At 60.9% G+C, this 18,879-nt stretch carries 18 protein-coding genes and 1 pseudogene; 8 read left to right on the top strand and 11 right to left on the bottom strand.

Annotation, left to right across the window (positions count from 1 at the left end; translation table 11 throughout):
• Nucleotides 1-70: 70 nt before the first annotated feature.
• Entirely contained in the window at nucleotides 71-610 is a 540-nt protein-coding gene (gene mog, locus AKV04_RS04250) for a molybdopterin adenylyltransferase (protein ID WP_054005231.1), read from the top strand.
• 69 nt (nucleotides 611-679) lie between these two features.
• On the opposite strand, the gene AKV04_RS04245 is transcribed toward mog, so the two are convergent.
• Nucleotides 680-1,078 (bottom strand): DUF4864 domain-containing protein, encoded by a 399-nt coding sequence (locus AKV04_RS04245; RefSeq protein WP_054005270.1) that lies wholly within the window; start codon nucleotides 1,076-1,078, stop codon nucleotides 680-682.
• 116 nt (nucleotides 1,079-1,194) lie between these two features.
• Entirely contained in the window at nucleotides 1,195-2,775 is a 1,581-nt protein-coding gene (locus AKV04_RS04240; RefSeq protein ID WP_054005269.1) for a lysine--tRNA ligase, read from the bottom strand.
• A 109-nt stretch (nucleotides 2,776-2,884) separates the two neighbouring features.
• Here AKV04_RS04240 and AKV04_RS04235 point away from each other — a divergent pair, with 109 nt between their 5' ends.
• From AKV04_RS04235 to AKV04_RS04225, 3 genes are all read left to right on the top strand, one after another.
• Nucleotides 2,885-3,307 carry a tellurite resistance TerB family protein gene (locus AKV04_RS04235; protein ID WP_054005230.1) on the top strand — a complete coding sequence of 141 codons (423 nt, stop codon included), beginning with the start codon at nucleotides 2,885-2,887 and terminating at the stop codon, nucleotides 3,305-3,307.
• Between the two features lie 153 nt (nucleotides 3,308-3,460).
• Nucleotides 3,461-4,078, top strand: coding sequence for a TRAP transporter small permease subunit (locus AKV04_RS04230; RefSeq protein ID WP_054005229.1), 618 nt, complete (start codon nucleotides 3,461-3,463; stop codon nucleotides 4,076-4,078).
• Nucleotides 4,075-5,850 (top strand): TRAP transporter large permease, encoded by a 1,776-nt coding sequence (locus tag AKV04_RS04225; RefSeq protein WP_054005228.1) that lies wholly within the window; start codon nucleotides 4,075-4,077, stop codon nucleotides 5,848-5,850. Before AKV04_RS04230 ends, AKV04_RS04225 begins: the two co-directional genes overlap by 4 nt.
• A 71-nt stretch (nucleotides 5,851-5,921) precedes the next feature.
• Here the strand turns inward: AKV04_RS04225 and AKV04_RS04220 are convergent, their stop codons facing one another.
• The 3 genes from AKV04_RS04220 to AKV04_RS04210 all read right to left on the bottom strand — a co-directional run bounded on the left by AKV04_RS04220 (nucleotide 5,922) and on the right by AKV04_RS04210 (nucleotide 9,493).
• Nucleotides 5,922-7,031, bottom strand: a complete 1,110-nt coding sequence (locus AKV04_RS04220; protein ID WP_054005227.1) for a TRAP transporter substrate-binding protein — start codon at nucleotides 7,029-7,031, stop codon at nucleotides 5,922-5,924.
• A 266-nt stretch (nucleotides 7,032-7,297) separates the two neighbouring features.
• The gene (gene dacB, locus AKV04_RS04215; protein ID WP_235815536.1) at nucleotides 7,298-8,809 is read right to left on the bottom strand and encodes a D-alanyl-D-alanine carboxypeptidase/D-alanyl-D-alanine endopeptidase; all 1,512 of its coding nucleotides are present in this window, start codon (nucleotides 8,807-8,809) and stop codon (nucleotides 7,298-7,300) included.
• An 87-nt stretch (nucleotides 8,810-8,896) separates the two neighbouring features.
• Complete coding sequence (locus AKV04_RS04210) at nucleotides 8,897-9,493, bottom strand: nicotinate-nucleotide adenylyltransferase (RefSeq protein WP_054005226.1); 597 nt, start codon at nucleotides 9,491-9,493, stop codon at nucleotides 8,897-8,899.
• Between the two features lie 143 nt (nucleotides 9,494-9,636).
• Between AKV04_RS04210 and AKV04_RS04205 the strand changes: the two genes are divergently transcribed.
• Nucleotides 9,637-10,512 carry a bifunctional helix-turn-helix transcriptional regulator/GNAT family N-acetyltransferase gene (locus tag AKV04_RS04205; RefSeq protein WP_054005225.1) on the top strand — a complete coding sequence of 292 codons (876 nt, stop codon included), beginning with the start codon at nucleotides 9,637-9,639 and terminating at the stop codon, nucleotides 10,510-10,512.
• Between the two features lie 57 nt (nucleotides 10,513-10,569).
• Here AKV04_RS04205 and AKV04_RS04200 read toward each other — a convergent pair whose 3' ends face one another.
• The gene (locus tag AKV04_RS04200) at nucleotides 10,570-11,010 is read right to left on the bottom strand and encodes a hypothetical protein (protein WP_054005224.1); all 441 of its coding nucleotides are present in this window, start codon (nucleotides 11,008-11,010) and stop codon (nucleotides 10,570-10,572) included.
• Nucleotides 11,011-11,536: 526 nt separating this feature from the next.
• Between AKV04_RS04200 and epsC the strand changes: the two genes are divergently transcribed.
• Complete coding sequence (gene epsC / locus AKV04_RS04195) at nucleotides 11,537-12,589, top strand: serine O-acetyltransferase EpsC (protein ID WP_082351514.1); 1,053 nt, start codon at nucleotides 11,537-11,539, stop codon at nucleotides 12,587-12,589.
• 180 nt (nucleotides 12,590-12,769) lie between these two features.
• Nucleotides 12,770-14,425 (top strand): energy-dependent translational throttle protein EttA, encoded by a 1,656-nt coding sequence (gene ettA, locus AKV04_RS04190; RefSeq protein ID WP_054005223.1) that lies wholly within the window; start codon nucleotides 12,770-12,772, stop codon nucleotides 14,423-14,425.
• A gap of 128 nt (nucleotides 14,426-14,553) precedes the next feature.
• Here the strand turns inward: ettA and AKV04_RS25350 are convergent, their stop codons facing one another.
• The 5 genes from AKV04_RS25350 to fnrL form a co-directional block, all read right to left on the bottom strand.
• Nucleotides 14,554-14,718 (bottom strand): DUF3309 family protein, encoded by a 165-nt coding sequence (locus tag AKV04_RS25350; protein ID WP_082351512.1) that lies wholly within the window; start codon nucleotides 14,716-14,718, stop codon nucleotides 14,554-14,556.
• Nucleotides 14,719-14,809: 91 nt separating this feature from the next.
• The gene (locus AKV04_RS04185; RefSeq protein ID WP_054005266.1) at nucleotides 14,810-14,995 is read right to left on the bottom strand and encodes a CsbD family protein; all 186 of its coding nucleotides are present in this window, start codon (nucleotides 14,993-14,995) and stop codon (nucleotides 14,810-14,812) included.
• Between the two features lie 437 nt (nucleotides 14,996-15,432).
• Nucleotides 15,433-15,786, bottom strand: a complete 354-nt coding sequence (locus tag AKV04_RS04180) for a COG4315 family predicted lipoprotein (protein ID WP_054005222.1) — start codon at nucleotides 15,784-15,786, stop codon at nucleotides 15,433-15,435.
• Between the two features lie 192 nt (nucleotides 15,787-15,978).
• Nucleotides 15,979-16,374, bottom strand: coding sequence for an acyl-CoA thioesterase (locus AKV04_RS04175; protein ID WP_054005221.1), 396 nt, complete (start codon nucleotides 16,372-16,374; stop codon nucleotides 15,979-15,981).
• Nucleotides 16,375-16,474: 100 nt separating this feature from the next.
• Nucleotides 16,475-17,218 carry a transcriptional regulator FnrL gene (fnrL, locus tag AKV04_RS04170; protein WP_054005220.1) on the bottom strand — a complete coding sequence of 248 codons (744 nt, stop codon included), beginning with the start codon at nucleotides 17,216-17,218 and terminating at the stop codon, nucleotides 16,475-16,477.
• Between the two features lie 80 nt (nucleotides 17,219-17,298).
• Between fnrL and hemN the strand changes: the two are divergent.
• Nucleotides 17,299-18,648 (top strand): annotated as a pseudogene (gene hemN, locus AKV04_RS04165) (oxygen-independent coproporphyrinogen III oxidase); the annotation flags it as partial.
• Between the last annotated feature and the right edge of the window lie 231 nt (nucleotides 18,649-18,879).

Below are 18,879 nucleotides of genomic sequence, written 5' to 3'. Positions count from 1 at the left end.
CCATGCGGCAAGCAGGGGCTTGCACCCGCACCGCCAAACCCGCACGCTGCGGCCAAAAAGGAGCCGCCCCATGTCCGCCAAAGCCGCCGCCCGCATCGCCATCCTCACCGTGTCCGACCGCGCCTCAAAAGGCGAATACCAAGACCGTGGCGGCCCCGCCGCCGAGGATTGGCTGCGCCGCATCATCACCACGCCCGCCGAAATTCTCCGCCGCATCACCCCCGATGGTCGCGCTGAAGTGGCCGGCGAACTGCGCGATCTGGCGGATAACTGGCACGCCGATCTGATCCTCGCCACCGGCGGCACCGGCCCCAGCCCGCGCGATCAGACGCCCGAGGCGCTTGCGGATGTGATCAATATGGAACTTCCCGGCTTTGGTGAGGCGATGCGGGCCGCGAACGGCAAAATCGTCGCCACCGCCATCCTGTCGCGGCAAACGGCAGGCATCCGCGGCAAAACCCTGATCATCACACTCCCCGGCAGCCCCAACGCCATCGCCACCAGCCTCGAATCCATCTTCGCCGCCGTGCCTTATTGCATGGACCTGATCGGCGCGGGCTGGGTTGAGACCGACCCCGCGATGATCAAAGCCCACCGCCCGAAAACATGATTCGGCTGATCGGCCCACTCAGGCCTCTGCACTGTCAAAGCCATGACAGCGGGCCGCTGGAAAAGCGCATCAGGCCCCCACGCCCTGCTGCGGCAACAGTTGCACGGCGTTGATCTGCCAGCCATCTGGCGTCTCAACCATCATATAATCCAGCAGATAGGTTCGCCCCCCGGCATCGGTGATCATCACCCGCTGCCAAAGATTGCCCGCCACCGTGCGCAATTCCAGCATCCGCACCGCGTCATGCCGCCAGACCATCGGATAGACCTTTTCGACCATCTCGCCAAACTGATCCGGTGTGCCGAAAACGCCTTTTATATTCGGCGAAGCATAGGTCCAAGCCTTGCTGATATCGCGGGCGTTGAAGGCGTCAAGCTGCTGTTGAATGGTCTGTTGAATAGGCACTTCCTGCGCCAAAGCAGGCAACGCCAGCCCCGCTAAAGCGGCAACATAAAGGTAAAGTCGCATCGCAACACCTCTTACCACCGTCCCCATTCATAAAGGTAAACCAGCGCGAGGTTTCGTCAAATAAAAACCCCCGACACACACGCTAGCGTTGAGTCGGGGGCGTATTTTTCAGCAGATCAGGCGATAAGCTCACCATTCAAGCCGCGATCCAGCAGGGCAATCGTCTCGTCCACGCCGTAAAGCGCGATGAAGCCGCCAAAGCGCGGTCCATCCGAGGCGCCGAGCAGCACCTCATACAGCGCCTTGAACCAATCGCGCAAAGGCTCGAACGCATGGTCCTTGCCGACGGCGAAGACCATGCTTTGCAGTGCCTCGTCGTCCAGCCCGCCATCCCAAGCCACCAACCGCGCCCGCAGATCCAGCATCGCGGCACGTTCCTGATCGGAAGGCAGGCGGAACACCCGTGTCGGCGCAATACGGTCGGCAAAATAGCGCAGGGCATAGCCCGCCGCCGCATCGAGATCGGGGTTGCCTTCGGGCGAAGCATCCGGCGCATAGCGCTTGATAAAACCCCACAGCCCCTTGGCATCCTTCGCGCCGGACACCGAGGCGAGGTTCAACAGCATCGAGAACGGCACCACCATTTTCGACAGGGGCGGATTGCCCTTGTGGATGTGCCAGACCGGGTTGTTGACCTGCTGATCGACATCCTGCGTCGGATAGGCCCGCAACTGCTGATGATATTCGTCCATCGCCCGCGGGATCACGTCGAAATGCATCCGCTTCGCCGTCTTCGGCTTTTGATACATGAAATACGACAGGCTCTCCGACGAGGCATAAGACAGCCATTCGTCAATCGTCAGGCCATTGCCCTTCGATTTGGAAATCTTCTGGCCCTGATCGTCGAGGAACAACTCATAAGACATATGGTTCGGCTTGCGCCCGCCCAGCACCTCACAAATCCCGTCATAGATCGGGGTATTGGTGGAGTGATCCTTGCCATACATCTCGAAGTCCACATCCAGCGCCGCCCAGCGCGCGCCGAAATCCGGCTTCCATTGCAGCTTGACGTTGCCGCCGGTGACCGGAAGCGTCCATTCGCGGCCCGTCTCATCATCGAAGGTGATGGTGTGGTTGACGGCGTCGACGTTTTTCATCGGCACATACATCACCCGCCCGGTCTCGGGATGGATTGGCAGGAAGCAGGAATAGGTCTGCTGGCGTTCTTCACGCAACGAGGCCAGCATGATCTTCATAATCGCATCATAGCGCTCGGTCGCCAGCTTCAGCGTGTCGTCGAACTTGCCCGATTTATAGAACTCAGTGGCACTGATGAACTCGTATTCAAAGCCAAACGTATCTAGGAACCGCCGCAGCATGGCGTTGTTATGCGCGCCAAAGCTGTCAAACTCGGCATAGGGATCGGGCACCGAAGTCAAAGGCTTCTGCATATGCTCGCGCAGCATATCCTGTTGCGGCACGTTCTCGGGCACCTTGCGCATCCCGTCCACGTCGTCCGAGAAACAGATCAACCGCGTTGGAATATCCGAAATCGCCTCGAACGCGCGGCGGATCATCGTCGTCCTCGCCACCTCGCCAAAGGTGCCGATATGCGGCAGACCTGACGGGCCATAGCCGGTTTCAAACAGCACATAGCCCTTTTCCGGGGCCTTTTTTTCATAGCGTTTCAGCAGCGCGCGGGCCTCTTCAAAGGGCCAAGCTTTCGATTTCATCCCAGCATCGCGCAAAGCGGACATCGCGGCATACTCCAACGCGTGATGACCCCATGTCATCACAAGCCCTTGTCCTCTATTGCCGCCAAGCCCTCAGGTCAATATTCTGCACTGCAACAATAGGAGAGCAGACGTGCCCGATACCCACCCCTCGCTGTCGCCCCAAGACGCACTGCTGGCCGTGATGATCGCGGTTTCCGCCTCGGATGAGAACATGCGCACCGCCGAATTGGTGGCGATTCAGCGCACCGTCAACCACATGCCGGTGTTCGCCAGCTATGACGCCGACCGCATCCGCGTCGTGGCACAAACCGTTTTTGATCTGTTTGAGGAGGAAGACGGCCTTGAAGCTTTGTTCGGCCTGATCCGCGATGCTTTGCCCGAACGGCTGAACGAAACCGCCTATGCCCTCGCCTGCGACGTCGCCACCGCCGATGGCAGCCTGCGTGAGGTCGAGTTGCGGATGCTGGAGGAGGTACGCGAGGAGTTGAATATCGACCGCCTGCACGCCGCCGCCATCGAATGGGGCGCAAGGGTGCGGCATTTGCGGCCCTGAAGCCGCGCCCCGGTTTTGCCGATGCCTGCGCCGCTTGACCTTACGTCATCGGTAAATCGAATCTAAAATTAAGCGCTGATTGCGATCTGCTTTGTATCGCTGATTGACCGATAGCCGCGAGTTGACCAAACTCAACCGCAACGGAGGGCCATCATGTTGATATTATCGCGCTTTATAGATCGAAGCACCGAGATGATCGGCAAGGCGGTCGGCTGGTTCATTCTGGCCGCCATCCTGCTCAGTGCCGGCAATGCGGTGGTGCGCAAGCTGTTCAACAGCTCATCCAACGCGCTGCTGGAAGCGCAATGGTATCTCTATGGCGCGGCGTTTCTGCTGGCGGCGGCCTACACGCTGCGGCAGAACGAACATATCCGCATCGACATTGTCTATGGTGCGCTGCCCCGGCGCGCGCAGCACTGGATTGATCTGCTGGGCCATCTGTTCTTCCTGATGCCGTTCGCGATCCTGATGGATGTGTATTTCACCTCTTATGTGCTGCAATCCTATCATTCCGGCGAAACCTCAAACAACGCGGGCGGTCTGACCCTGTGGCCCGCCAAGGCCTTGCTGCTGATCGGGATGCTGCTGCTGACCCTGCAAGGCATCTCGGAAATCATCAAGAAAATCGCGGTGATGCGCGGCATCATCCCCGATCCGACGCCCTTCGTATCCAGCCACGAAGCCGCAGCCAATGAGGGCGCGGAACTGGCTGAAAAACTCGCCGCCATCCAAGCCGAAGCCGATAAAACCGCCAAAGGGGACCGCACATGATGGAACTGATCGCGCAGAACATGGCGCCGATCATGTTCGTCTCGCTGGTGGTATTCCTGCTGGCAGGCTACCCGGTGGCGTTTTCATTGGCCGCCAACGGCCTGTTGTTCTTCGTGTTTGGGGTGTTTCTGGCCCCAATGTCCGAAGGCACCATCACCCTCGATTGGCCGCTGCTCTACGCCCTGCCGGAACGATTTTGGGGGGTGATGCAGAACGAAACCCTACTGGCGATCCCGTTCTTTACGTTCATGGGCATCGTGCTGGAACGCTCCGGCATGGCCGAGGATCTCTTGGAAACCATCGGCCAGTTGTTCGGCCCGGTGCGCGGCGGGCTTGCCTATGCGGTGATTATCGTCGGTGCATTGCTGGCCGCAACCACGGGCGTTGTCGCGGCATCTGTCATTGCTATGGGCTTGATTTCGCTGCCGATCATGCTGCGCTATGGCTATGATCGTCGGATGGCCAGTGGCGTGATTGCGGCCTCTGGCACCTTGGCACAGATCATTCCGCCCTCGCTGGTGCTGATCATTCTGGCCGACCAGCTCGGTCGCTCGGTCGGCGACATGTACAAGGGCGCGATGGTGCCGGGTCTGGTGCTGACCGGGCTGTATATGTCCTATGTGTTCCTCGTCAGCATGTTCCGCCCCAACTGGGTTCCGGCGCTGCCGAAAGAGGCCCGCACTTTGGGCAATGGTGTCAGCTCACTGGTGGTGTCGCTGCTGATCGCGGGGGTGATGGGCTATCTGATCATCAAAGCCCTGCTGCCACTCTACGGCGAAGGCGCTGATATCATTGGGGCTTCCGTCGCTATCATCGCGATCTATGTCGCGGCCTTGCTGGATCGGGCACTAAAGCTGAACCTGATGTCCAAACTGTGCTCGCAGGTGATCATCGTGCTGATCCCGCCGCTTGCGCTGATCTTTCTGGTGCTGGGCACGATCTATCTCGGCATCGCCACCCCGACCGAGGGCGGCGCGATGGGCGCGGTTGGCTCATTGTTCCTTGCAGGCATCAAAGGCCGCCTGAACCTGTCTGTCATCCAGCAGGCCCTTGCTTCCACCACCCGGTTGTCGTCTTTCGTGATGTTTATCCTGCTGGGCGCGCGGGTGTTCTCGCTGACCTTCTACGGCGTGCAAGGCCATCTCTGGGTGGAACATCTGCTGACAGCAATGCCGGGGGGGCAGTTGGGCTTCCTGATCGGGGTGTCTATCCTGGTGTTCCTGCTGGCGTTCTTCCTCGATTTCTTCGAGCTGGCCTTCATCCTTGTGCCGCTGCTGGCCCCGGTGGCCGAGAAGTTGGGGATTGATCTGATCTGGTTCGGTGTCATCCTCGGCGTCAACATGCAGACCTCGTTCATGCACCCGCCGTTCGGCTTCTCACTGTTCTACTTGCGCTCGGTCGCCCCGAAAGAGCCGTATAAAGACCGGGTGACCGGCAAGATGATGGCCCCGGTCAAAACCAGCGAGATTTACTGGGGAGCGGTGCCGTTCGTGATCATCCAAGTGGTGATGATTGGTCTGGTGATCTCTTTCCCGCAGATGGTGATGCATTACAAAGGTGCGGTGGTGGATACCTCGCACGTCACCTTCACCGCGCCGAATTCTGGCCTTGGTGGGCTGGGGGGCTTGGGCGGCTTGGATGGCGGGCTTGGCACTGGCTTGGGGGGCTCTGCTACCCCCGCCGCGCCCGCGACGCCTGCACCCTTGGGTAATGAACTGCTGTCACAACCGCCCAGCTTTGGCACAGCAAAACCTGCGGCTCCGGCACCATAACACCGCTGCGCTGAACGCATGAAAAAGCCCCCGCCGATCACTCGGCGGGGGCTTTTCTCAAAGCAATTCGCTTACAGCTTGCCGTCGCGCTGCTGGATCATCATGAAGGTGTCGTAGTTATACTCCGCAACCTGCGTCCACTGATAATAGTCATTGCGGAACGCCTTGATCGACTCCCAGATCTTCTTGAACGGCGCGTTGGTGGCTTCCATCTCGGCATAAACCTCATTCGCAGCGGTGAACGAGGCTTGCAGGATTTCCGGGCTGAACGGCCGCAACTGCACGCCCTGACCGACCAGAGATTTGATCGCCGTCGGGTTCTTGTAGTCGTACTTCTGCAACATATCGGCGTCGGCCGCGCGGCAAGCGGTGCGCAGCAGCGATTGATAGGTCGGGGTCAGCGCTTCGTATTGCGCCTTGTTGAAGAAGAAGTGAACCGTCGGCCCACCTTCCCACCAGCCCGGATAGTAATAGAACGGCGCGACCTTGAAGAAGCCAAGCTTTTCGTCGTCATAGGGGCCGACCCATTCCGCCGCATCAATCGTGCCCTTTTCCAGCGCCGGATAAATATCACCGCCCGGAATTTGCTGCGGCACGACGCCGAGCTTGGTCAGCACCTTGCCGGCAAAGCCACCGACGCGGAATTTCAAGCCCTGAAGATCGGCCAGAGTGTTGATTTCCTTGCGGAACCAACCGCCCATCTGCACCCCAGTATTGCCGCCCGGCAGGCCGAAAATGCCCTTGGTGGCGAGGAATTCGTTATACAGATCAATGCCGCCGCCGTGATAATGCCACGCATTGATCCCGCGTGCCGACAGCGAGAACGGCACCGCCGCCGCCAGCGCAAAGGTCGGGTCCTGCCCGAAATTATAATAGCCAACGGTATGACAAGCCTCGACGGTCCCGGCGCTCACCGCATCCGCCGCAGGCGCGCCACCGGGTACCAGCTCCCCCGCCGCAAACACCTGAATCTGGAAATTGCCATCGGTGGCTTCCGACAGCATCTTTGCGAGAACCTCAGCCCCGCCATAAATCGTGTCCAGCGATTTCGGGAACGACGAGGTCATCCGCCACGTCACCTTCGGGGACGACTGCGCAATCATCGGCGAGGCCAGCATCGCGGCCCCCGCAGCACCGACACCCCCGATAGAAGCTTTTGTCAAAAACGAACGACGATCCATGCAATCCTCCTGTTGATGCAATAGCGAACTCCGGCGCGGCCGTTCTGCCCGTGCCGACACATCGAAAGACTACACGCTCCGGTGGTTCTGTCTATGCGGTTAGAACGGGTTCTGCGCATTCAAGCGGGAAATCTCCGCGTGTTTTCCGCGTGATGCGGCTTAACGTAACGGCAAGTCGCGATCCGGGGCGCTGGCTGTATATGGGCTTTAGGGAAGCCCGCACGCTTGCGCAAAGACATCGGTCGGTCTGGCCTGCTGCACCCAACTTAAAGATAAACCTGCCCCCAGCGGTTCAACAACTGCCCTTGCAAACGATGCGCCCGCTTGACCCAAGCCTTATCCCCCTCGGGCGATTCGCGGTTCCATACCGGCACCGCCGCGCGACGCGGCAGATCGGCGGTGAAGATCGCAAAGGCCAGCGACCGCCCCCCCGGCGCATCGACATAGCCCGACAGGTTTGAGACGAAATTCATCGTGCCACTTTTCGCCGAAACCCGCGCCAGCTTGCCGGGCTTGCCAGCTTTCGCCGCAGGCTTGCCATCCGCACTAGGCAGATCGGCAGTTTTCAGCAGATCGTGCAGCAGCGACAACCGCTTATCCTGCCGCGTCTTGATCATCACCTGCACCATCTCCGCCGGGCTGATCCGGGTTTTCGGCCCCAGCCCGGAGTGATCGCCAAACACCGCTTGCACGCCAAACCGCCGCCGCGCCCAAGCGGTCATCACCGCCGCAGACCCCTCCAGAGTGCCCGCGCCCGAGGCGGTCAGCCCCACCGCCTCTGCCGTCAGATTGGTCGAGAATTTCAGCATCTTGCGCAGCAGATCCGGCAAAGCCTCGGACTCGTGCCGCACTATCTCTGCTGCCGCAGGCAAAGCGTACACCACCTCGGCCTCAGGCAGCTTTATCCCCTGCGCCGCACACAGGGTCTGGAACACCTCAGCCACATAGGTCGCCGCATGGCGCACCGGCAGCCAGCGCGAGCCCTCGCGCCCCAAAGCCCCGCGCGCCACTGACCAGTTGTCGCGCGCCGCCCCCGCTTCATAGGCAAACACCGGCACGTCCCGATCCACGACTTGCACGCTTGCCATCGTAACGGCTGGCACAAACCGCGCGCCCTCCGCGTTCATCGCCAGCGAATACCCGTCATTCACCGCTTTCCAGACGAAATTCACCCGATTGAAATTCAGCATCAGCCCCGAAATCGCTGGATTATAGCCGACGAAATCCGGCTGATCCGGCGCAATCTCGGCCCTTTCCGGCAAAGCCCCCGCGTAGGCCACGAACTTCCCCGTCACCTCGCGCAGCCCCGAGGCCGCCAGCGCCGCCACCAGATCGCCCATCTTGTCGGTGTCAAAGGTCGGATCACCGCCGCCTGCCAAGATCAGATCGCCGTCGAGCCGACCGTTCACCACCGCCCCCACCCGCATCACCCGCGTCACGAAGCGATGCTCGACCCCCAGTTTTTCCAGCGCAAAGGCGGTGGTCACGGTCTTGGTGACACTGGCAGGCGGCATCTCTTGTGCCTCACCCGCAGCCTCCAACACCCGACCCGAGGTCATATCAACCACGCAATACCCCACCGCCCCGGTCAGCTTGGCCGCCGCCACCAATGCCGCAGCGCCTTGATCCGCAGGCTTGACCAACGCGCTCGGACTTGGCCGCGCGCGGGGCCGCAGCGACAGGGCAGGCGCTTCCGCCCACGCAGGCAGCGCAGCCCCCGCCAGCAGCCCTCCCAACACCCATCTGCGCCCAACCTGCATCACGATTCCTTTGGTCATCCCGTCGTACAAATATCCCGCGCGCAGGCCGTGATGCAATCGTGAGCAGGGCCAGATAGCCTCCGCCCGCCGCAGATCACGGCAAATTCACCGCTTCCACTCGCCCCGCGCCCGGATCGCACTGGAAGACGCGCCATTCATCGGGATGTTCACAAAACACCATGCCGGAGCCCTGCGCCCGCGCAAATTCTCGCCCCGATCGACCTGATTGACCCGAAACGCCCGCGCGGCAACAGAGGTCCGCGCCGCCACTCCAGACCCCGGCCGCGCCAAAACTCCAACAGGCACGCTGCGCAGAATATCCCGCCAGCGGTTCCAGCGGTGAAATTGCACCAGATTATCCGCTCCCATCAGCCAGACGAAATGCACGCCGGGATAGATCGCCCGCAACTTGCGCAAAGTGTCCGCCGTCGCCCGCGTGCCCAACCGCGCCTCCAGATCGGTGATCACCACGCGCGGATCGGGCATCACCGCCCGCGCCCGCGCCAGCCGTTCCACCATCGGTGCAGGCTGGCGCGCCTTCAGCGGATTGCCGGGGCTGACCAGCCACCACACCCGATCTAAGCTCATCCGCTTGATCGCTTCCCGCGTGATATGCACATGCCCCTCATGCGCCGGATCAAACGATCCGCCCAAAAGGCCGATGACCATGCCTCTGGTCGCAATGGGAAACCCTGTTCTCATGCCGCCATGTTTCTCTGAAGCCTTGCAGCTTTACAATCGCTTCCCGCATGCCAAGCCCAGACTGTGCCCGATCTGCGCCAGCCCCTCTTGACCGCATAAACTACTTGACTAAAGTCAGGCAAAATATCTGACCGGGGCCAAACATGCTCGACGCCATCGACCGCCTGCGCCGCTTTAACCGCGCCGTCACCCGTGAGGTCGGCGCGCTTGACCATTCCTACCTAGGCCGGGGTCGCCCGCTTGGTGCCGCCCGCGTGCTGCAACTGATCACCCCGCAAGGCACTGACATCGCCGACATTCGCGCCAAACTGGCGCTCGACTCCGGTCTGCTCAGCCGCCTGCTGCGCGCGCTCGAAGCCGAAGCCCTAATCCAGCTTGCCACCGATCCCATTGATCGCCGCCGCCGCACTGCGCAACTCACCCCGGCAGGCCAAACCGAAATGGCTGCCTATGAGGCCATCGGTTACGCCCGCGCCGCCGAAACCCTTGCGCGCGCAGGCAGCCGTCCCCAAGCCCTGATCGACGCGATGGACCTGATCGCCACCACCCTGCTGGGCGACCAGATCGAGATCCGCGACGCCGACGCCAGTGATCCTGCTGCCATCGCCTGCCTCGACGCCTATTACCAGCTGCTGACCGAGAAAATCCCCAGCCTCAGCCGCGATATGCTGACCCTGCCGCTGACCGATCCCGAGGCTTACCGCCCACCCCACGGCGGCTTCCTGATCGCATGGAGTGACGACCTGCCGATCGGCACCGTCTCGCTCCGCCCTCTCGACAAAACCACCGCCGAGGTCAAACGCCTCTGGGTCGACCCTTCCGCCCGTGGCCAAGGCCTCGCCCGCCGCCTGATGCACACCGTTGAGTCCCGCGCGAAAACGCTTGGCTACAGCCAGTTGAAGCTCGACACCAACGCGGCATTGACAGAGGCCATAGCGCTCTACCGCCGCGACGGCTGGCAAGATATTCCGGCCTATACCAGCTTTCCCGCCACACTCTGGCTGGGCAAAACCCTGTAGGCACCTCAGCGGGACGGCGCGCCCAGTCTGCGTTGCGGCCGATGGGTGCACGCCCGATCAGAGCGCCTGCCACAGAACATCACGCTGCGGGTTGGTGAGCAGACCGCCCAACGCGCGCTGCTGCGCCATAAACTGCGCGACCACCAGCGGCGCACGCAGGTCGGCAGCGCTGTCTTGCGTCAACATGCGCTTGGCCCAAGCCTGCAGGTTTGGCAGTCCGGTCAGAAAATGCGTGTCACACCGCGTATCAAAAACCTGCAACCGCCAGAGCAACACTGCGCCATCGCGATCCCCCAGCGGCAACTCTGCGGTGGGCAGGCGCTCGATCTCTTGCAACAACCCGCGCAACCGGAACGCCGCCATGTCGTAATGGCTTTGCAAGGTGATCAGCGCCAACCCAGCCAAAGCGGCTGCGGCCTGGCGCACCAACAAGGCCAAGTCTGCCTCTGACGGGGACGGCACGCGGGGCAGCGGGAAGCTGAAAACCGAATAGCTCATTGCGGTCATCTCTCTATAGGAAGCTGTGCTTACACGACCTGTGTGATCGTGTTTATTCTGCGCCTTTGCCACCCAAATCGGAATTCTAAACTGAGTGGGTTTGAGAGAACGCCCATCCCGCAGCGGGCCATAACAGAGAAGATATCCATCGCAGCACAGCAATCGGGTGATTTTCCCGCCGAACAGGGCCGATACCTCCGCCCTGCGCAAAGGCTGGTTGGTCCAATCGCGGCCTGCCCTCCCGCAATCCACGGGCTGTTGCGGGGCGGGGGGGGGCGTGTGATTGAACCACACGCCTGCCGCAGGCGCGGTTCAGGCTGCAACACTTCCAGCCCTCAGCAGAACGGAAATGCTGCGGCCAAACCCCGGACAACCGCAAGTTTCTCTCTGCACGCCTCCCCCCAGCCGATTTCTTCCAAATGTGGCTCCTGCGCCGTGTCTCCATCATAACATACTGTTTGTACTTCGTAATTCTGATACATCTGTGATGAAAGACGCAAACGTTTGCGACCGCATGGATAAGACAATGGCCTCACCTGTACAAACCCTGCAGCCGGACAGCGCCCAGCCGCAAGTGACCATAGCTCAGGCCTTTGCCCCCGACCGGCCCGCTGCAAACCTAAGCGTTACGCCAGACCTCCGCCCGACCCCGCCACAAACCTTCGACCTTGACCGCGTGGTCGCTGATCTGGCACAGGCCCGGCAAGACTGGCGCGGTCTGCGCGACCGCAGCGCCGAGCCGTTTGGCCGCGAATTGCCCTCAGCTGCGGTGGTGCGCGGCATTGTTGAAGGCCTGCGCGGCATCCTGTTTCCGATGCGGCTGGGGCCCGCCGATTTGCGCCCCGAAAGCGAGAATTACTACGTCGGCCAGACCCTCAGCACCGTCTTGCAAGACCTGACCGCTCAAGTCCGGCTGGAACTGCTCTGGGCCGAGCGTCACGCCCTTGCCACCGCTGATCTGCCCGCCGATCTTGCAGCGCTGCGTCTGGTGCAAGATTTTGCCTCCAGCCTTGCCGACATCCGCCGCCTGCTCGATACCGATGTGCGGGCCGCCTTCGCTGCCGATCCTGCCGCCCGCAGCGTCGACGAGGTTCTGCTCTGCTATCCCGGCGTTCATGCGATGATCAGTCACCGCATCGCGCACCGTCTGCACCGCTTGGGCCTGCCCTTGCTGGCGCGGTTGGTGGCCGAATTGTCGCACAGCGCCACCGGCATTGATATTCATCCGGGTGCCACCATCGGCCAAAGCTTTTTCATCGACCACGGCACCGGCGTCGTAATCGGTGCCACCGCGATCATCGGCAACCGGGTGCAAATCTTCCAAGCCGTCACCTTGGGCGCGAAAAGCTTCCCCACCGACGAATCCGGCAACGCCATCAAAGGCCTGCCCCGGCATCCGGTGGTCCAAGACGACGTGGTGATCTATTCCGGTGCCACCGTCCTAGGCCGAGTCACCATCGGCCGCGGCGCGGTGCTGGGCGGCAACGTCTGGGTCACCGAAGACGTGCCACCCCACGCCGTGATCTCGCAAGCCAAAGCGCAACGTGAGGCGGATTTGGCAGAGCGGAAGCTGGCGTGAGATCGCCCTCCTTTCACTGAAGCTGAGGTTAGGCCCAAGCCGGGCACGCCAGATCGCAGCGAAATCTTCTGCGCGGCCCCGCTTCCCGCATCATAGCCACCACCCCCACGTTGCTCTTGCCACCAACAATCGCTACATACCGCCCCAACAGCGCAGAGCGACTTTGTCCAGGAGCACCCAATGGCCTCGTATCAATATGTCTACCACATGGAAGGCGTCTCCAAGACCTATCCCGGTGGCAAGAAGTGCTTTGAGAATATCCACCTGAACTTCCTGCCCGGCGTAAAAATCGGTGTGGTCGGCGTCAACGGCTCGGGTAAATCGACCCTGTTGAAGATCATGGCTGGCATGGACACCGACTTTAAGGGCGAGGCTTGGGCCGCTAAGGGCGCGAAAGTCGGCTATCTGGCGCAGGAACCCTACCTTGATCCGTCCTTGGACGTGAAAGGCAACGTCATGCTCGGCGTGGCGAAACAAACCGCCATTCTGGAACGCTACAACGAACTGGCGATGAACTACTCGGACGAAACCGCGGATGAGATGGCCGCGTTGCAAGACGAGATCGACGCGGGCAACCTGTGGGAGCTTGAGGCTTCCGTAGGTGTCGCGATGGACGCCCTGCGCTGCCCGCCCGATGATGCCGATGTGGAATCGCTGTCTGGCGGGGAACGCCGCCGCGTGGCTCTGTGCAAACTGCTGCTTGAAGCCCCCGACATGCTGCTGCTCGACGAGCCGACCAACCACTTGGACGCCGAATCCATCGCCTGGTTGCAAAAGCACCTGATCGCCTACCGCGGCACCATCCTGATCGTCACCCACGACCGTTACTTCCTCGACGACATCACCTCTTGGATCCTCGAACTCGATCGTGGCCGCGGCATCCCCTACGAGGGCAACTATTCGGCCTGGCTCGATCAAAAAGCCAAACGGATGAGCCAAGAGGCGCGCGAGGACAAGTCCAAGCAAAAAGCGCTGGAGAAGGAATTGGAGTGGATCCGCTCGGGGGCCAAAGCCCGCCAGTCCAAAGGCAAGGCCCGCTTGGCGCGCTATAACGAGATGGCAGGCCAAACCGTGCTGGAACGTGCATCCTCGGCGCAAATCATCATCCCGAACGGCGAACGTCTGGGCAGCAAGGTGATCGAAGTCACCGGCCTGAAGAAACACATGGGCGACAAGCTGCTGATCGAGGATCTGACCTTCACCGTGCCACCGGGTGCCATCGTCGGCGTGATCGGCCCGAACGGTGCCGGTAAATCGACGCTGTTCCGTATGCTGTCGGGGCAAGAACAGCCCGATGAAGGCAGCATCGTTCTGGGTAACACCGTGCAACTCAGCTACGTCGACCAATCCCGCGACGCGTTGGACCCCAACAAAAACGTCTGGGAAGAAATCTCCGGCGGCTCGGAGGTCATCCAACTCGGCGATATGTCGATGAACTCCCGCGTCTACACCGGCGCTTTCAACTTCAAAGGCACCGACCAGCAGAAGAAAGTCGGCCTGCTGTCCGGCGGTGAGCGGAACCGCGTCCACATGGCGAAACTCTTGCGCTCGGGCGGTAACGTGCTGCTGCTCGACGAGCCGACCAACGACCTTGACGTCGAAACCCTGCAAGCCCTTGAATCCGCGATTGAAGACTTCGCCGGCTGCGCCATCATCATCAGCCACGACCGCTTCTTTCTCGACCGCCTCTGCACCCATATGCTGGCGTTTGAGGGCGACGCCCATGTCGAATGGTTCGAGGGCAACTTCCAAGCCTACGAAGAAGACAAAGTGCGGCGTCTGGGGCCAGATGCGCTGGAGCCGAAACGCGCGAAGTACAAGCGATTCAGCCGTTAATCGGTAGGGTGGGTGGTTCCGCGCCGCTTTGCGCGAGTTCACCCACCGTACCCCGACGGTCATAATGGTGGGTGAACCCAAAGATTTGGCGCGCCAAATCCATGGAATCACCCACCCTACGCCGTCCTCTACATCCGCCCGGTCAGAACCAAGACCAGCACGATAATTGCCACCACGCCGATCACGCCGACGCCGCCGTGGCCATAGCCATAGCCGTAACCGCCGAAACGGCCGCTAAAGCCGCCGAGCAGGAAGATCACCAGAATGATCAGCAGAATGGTTCCAAGCGACATCGGATAACTCCATGATAAAGGGCCAGATCGGGCACAATCGCCAGATCGGGTGCGGGTCAGCCGGAACGGCAAACCCGCGAAATTCTTCGGCTTACTTGCCCTTGATCACATCGCGCACAGTATCCTTGGCGCTACCGACGGCGTTCTGCACCCGGCCTTCCACTTGATCGGCCTTACCTTCGGCCTGCATCTTGGCATCGCCGATCACCGAGCCAACCGCCGCTTTCGCCTTGCCCTTAACCACTTTGGCCGAGCCTACGATCCGGTCTTTGTCCATGATAATCTCCATTAACGCTTTGGGTTTGCACAAACGTCACCTTAGCCTGACCATCAGATCTCCCCTGATAAATCAAAGACTTCGGCACCGCTGTCCTGTGCAAGCTCAACGCGTGAAACCGCAAACGGTTCCCAAGGCCGCGCTCGCCGCGGCAAACCTCCCAATTCTGCAAACTTATCTCAAAGCTGCGCGACGACGGGAACCAAACCGCGCCCTCCGGGTTTTCCCAGCAGGTTCGACACCAAATATAAGGAGAACACCATGAAAGGCATCGTCGCCTATTTCCTCGGGATCCCGATTGTGATCATCATTCTGCTGTATCTGACGGGTGTTTTCTGATCGCCCCAAAGCGCAGAAACCGCTGCTCAAACAAGCGCGTTAAATCAAAGAGGCGAGGGATTTCCCTCGCCTCTTTGTCATTCAGAGCAAGGCTCAGATCATTCCTTGATCACATGCCATTTGCCGCCCATGCCGTCGCCCTTGGCATCGCCTTTGGCTTTATCCTCCACGAAATAATACACGGGCTTGCCGTCATAGGCCCATTGCTTGGTGCCATCGGTACGATCCACCAGCGTCCAGCCCTCGGTCATTTTGTCGGTCGCCGCACCCAGATAGGGCGGCCATTTCACAGCGCAATCGTCGTAGCAGGCTGAAACCCCGCCCGCATCCTTGTCGAAAGTATACAGAGTCATGCCCTTGGCATCGGCCAGCATCCCCGCCGCTTGTGCGGCAAGGCTGGAAGCCAAAATGAAAGCCGCACTCAACGCGGTCAGGTGTTTGCTATATTGCATCACAGATCTCCTTGCGGTCGGACGTTCCGCAGCAACGTCGCAGGATCAACCAAAGCCGCAGCGGCCCGGTCCTGCGAGACTGCAGGGGTGGCGCACCACGACCCTGCATGGCCACCATAGCACAAGGCAGGTGCCGCATGATCAGCCTTTGGTCTGATGATCGGCCCTGCTCGCGCAAGCGTGAAGGCTGGGCTATTCTGCCGGAAGCACCCGTGGCTTGCCGTCCTCATCAATGGCGACAAAGGTGAACAGCCCATGCGTGACCTTCTCGCGCCGCTCTTGCCGGTTGCGCAGCACCCAAGCCTCAATCTGCAAGCCCATCGAGGTCCGCCCGACCCGCGCAATGCTGACATAGATGCAGAGCACGTCGCCGACCTTCACCGGACGGATGAACTGCATCGCATCAATCGCCACCGTCGCCACCCGGCCCTGTGCGCGGGCCGAAGCCACAATCCCCGCCGCCATATCCATCTGTGACAGCACCCAGCCGCCGAAAATATCGCCGTTGTTGTTGACATCGCGCGGCATGGTCAGCGTGCGCAGGGTCAACGCTCCGGTGGGTTGCTCGGGGTCTGGCGATTGCGGCATGGGATCTCCTGCATCAGGGTTTGAAGGATTAAAAAACCCTTAATGAGGCAGGGTCAACCAATTGTTTACAAAGGATTATAAAAGGTCCCGAGTTGGGACCTCAGTTCAACATCCCACCATCGGAATCGTCTCCTGTTTCTTCCAGCAATCGGTCCAGATTCGGCACCACCACATGCCGTTTCCCCTCCAACACAATCACCCCCTCGCGTTTCAGGGTCGAGATCTGCCGGCTGACCGTCTCCAATGTCAGCCCTAGATAATCCGCCATCTCCTCACGGGTCAGCGGCAAATCAAACCGCACGCCACCCTTCGTCGCCTGCTTCAAAGACGCATTCCGTCGCGCAATGATCGTGAGCAGCGAGGCAATCTTCTCCCGCGCCGTCTTGCGGCCCAACAGCAGCATCCATTCCCGGGCTGCATCCAACTCATCCAGCGTCATTTCCAGCAACCGCTGCGCGATATGCGGGGTCGAGCCCATCAATTCCTCAAACGGCTTCTTGCGAAAACAACACATCACCAGATCGGTGGTCGCGGTCACATCATAAGCCGCCGTCGCCCGACCGGGCCGCCCGACGAAATCCGACGGCAGCAACAAGCCCACCATCTGCCGCCGCCCATCCTCCATCGTCTGGGTGAGGGTGGCGATGCCCGTGACCACAGAGGCCACAAACTCCATCCGATCCCCCGACCAGATCACCGGTTGCCCAGCCTGAAAGCTGCGATAATATTTGATCGCTTCCAACTGATGCAGTTCATCCGTCTCACAGCGCGCGCAAACCGCCCGGTGTCGGATCGGACAGTCGCCGCAATTCAGATCGGCGATTTTGGGGTCGTTATGTGACATATCCGGCCTTTCGGTTGGTTGGGTCGGGTCAGTTGATCTGGGTCAAGGCATCCGAGCGCCCTCGCTGCCAAACTACGCGCATGACAGTCCATTCGCAACTGATGCAGCTCGGTCTTTTTGACGCGCGCGTGCCCCGCTATACCAGCTACCCCACGGCACCGCAGTTCAGCGGCGCAGTGGGCCCTGCCGATTTCGCAGGATGGATAGGCAGCATTCCTAGCAGTACAGAGATTTCGCTCTATGTCCATGTCCCATTCTGTAGGCGCCTGTGCTGGTTTTGCGCCTGCCGCACCCAAGGTACGGTATCGGATGATCCGGTGCGCGCCTATGCCAAGGTTCTGAAAGCCGAGATTGATCTGCTGCGCAGCCATCTTGCGCCCGGCATTCGGCTGGCGAAACTGCATTGGGGCGGCGGCACCCCTACCATGCTTGCCCCCGAACTGATCCACGAACTTGCGGGCCAGATTTTCGATGTGGTGCCGATGGCCGATGGCGGCACCTTCTCGGTTGAAATTGACCCGATGGAAATCGACGCCCCCCGCCTCGACGCATTGGTCGCCGCAGGCATGAACCGCGCCTCGATTGGCGTGCAGGACTTCGATCCGCAAATCCAAGCCGCGATTGGCCGGGTGCAGCCCTCCGAGACAACCCTCGCCGTGGCCGAGATGATCCGTGCCCGTGGCGTGACCAGTCTTAACGCCGATATCCTCTACGGCCTGCCACATCAGACCCCAGTCCGCATCGCCGATTCCGTGCAAAAACTGCTGGCCTTGTCGCCTGACCGGGTGGCACTTTACGGTTACGCCCATGTGCCGTGGATGAGCCGCCGCCAACAGATGATCCCCTCCGACACCATGCCAACGCCCGAGGAACGGCTGGAGTTGTTCGAGATCGCCCGACAGCTGTTCGTCGCCGATGGTTACGCCGAGATCGGCATCGACCATTTCGCCAAACCCACCGACAGCATGGCGCAGGCCGCTCAGGCGGGGAAGCTGCGTCGGAATTTCCAAGGCTATACCGACGATACATCCCCCATCCTGATCGGGCTTGGGGCCTCGTCAATTTCCCGCTTCCCGCAAGGCTACGCGCAAAACGCCCCCGCCACCGCCGCCCATACCAAAGCCATCCGCGCAGGGCAGTTCTCAACCGAGCGCGGCCATGCTTTTGCCGGAGAAGACATCCTGCGCGGGCGGTTGATTGAGGCGCTGATGTGCGATTTCCACATCAACCGCGCCGAGATTCTGCGCGATTTTCCAGTGACGCCTGAGCGGTTGGACACGCTGCTGACCAATGCCGCGCAGGCCTTCCCGCAGATGCTGGAGTTGGATGCAACCGGCCTTTCGATCCCAGAGCCCAGCCGCCCTTTGACCCGCATGGTGGCGCGGATGTTCGACGCTTACGACCAAAGCAAGGCGAAGCACTCGGCGGCGTGGGATAGAGGGAGCGCGTCATCACCGTTAACCCTTCGGCGCAAAACTCTCGACAAACGCTACCATACGCGGCAGGCAATTCCCGCGCAGATCATAGCGCTCCAGCGCCACTTTGCGCACCGCCGCCCGCATCTCGGTAAAGCGCTCCGGGTGCGCCAGCCCTTCAATCATCGCCGCCGACCAACCCGGCACATCGAAGAAATCCACCAAGGTTCCAGTCTTGCCATGCTC

The organism is Cypionkella psychrotolerans (assembly GCF_001294535.1).
GTDB classification, from domain to species: Bacteria; Pseudomonadota; Alphaproteobacteria; order Rhodobacterales; family Rhodobacteraceae; genus Cypionkella; species Cypionkella psychrotolerans.
The sequence above is the reverse complement of the archived record's forward strand: the minus strand, read 5'-3'. Positions and strand labels throughout refer to the sequence as shown.